The 391-nt window shown below is 60.6% G+C and carries 1 protein-coding gene; it reads right to left on the bottom strand.

Annotated elements, in window-relative coordinates; genetic code table 11:
* Positions 1 to 160, bottom strand: a 160-nt coding sequence (locus MKK88_RS34295) for a DUF6894 family protein (RefSeq protein WP_409566665.1), incomplete at its 3' end; no start/stop codon positions are given.
* Positions 161 to 391: the final 231 nt, after the last annotated feature.

Here is a 391-nt window from a genome sequence, read left to right as displayed (position 1 = left end):
CCCGGTACTGAGCAGCGGGCCGTCCCTTATGCTCGGACCCGAGCATGTCGGCCAACGTCTTGCGGACAACCTCCCGCACAGCAACCTCGTCCGGTAACTCGTAGCCGACGTCATCTATGGCGACGATGCCGTCGAAGGTGTCGATGAAGTAGCGGGGCATCAGGCCCTCCGCGTCGCAGGCGGGAGCGCTCGCCTCACCCAGCCGCCAGCGCCTACGGTCGATCAGCCAACGATGCCCTCCTGTGCCGTGTCCGACCGGGAGGCGCCACAACACACATTTGGTTTGCAAGCTACATGACTGCGCAGGCTGAATAAATTGGAGCAGCACGACACGACTACGCGGCTTTAGTCAAAAGCGACCCACATATGTAGTAAAACGGAACTTGATGTG

The organism is Methylobacterium sp. E-005, assembly GCF_022829725.1.
Taxonomy (GTDB): domain Bacteria; phylum Pseudomonadota; class Alphaproteobacteria; order Rhizobiales; family Beijerinckiaceae; genus Methylobacterium.
Note: the sequence above shows the minus strand (reverse complement) of the source record. Positions and strands in the feature narration are given on the sequence as shown.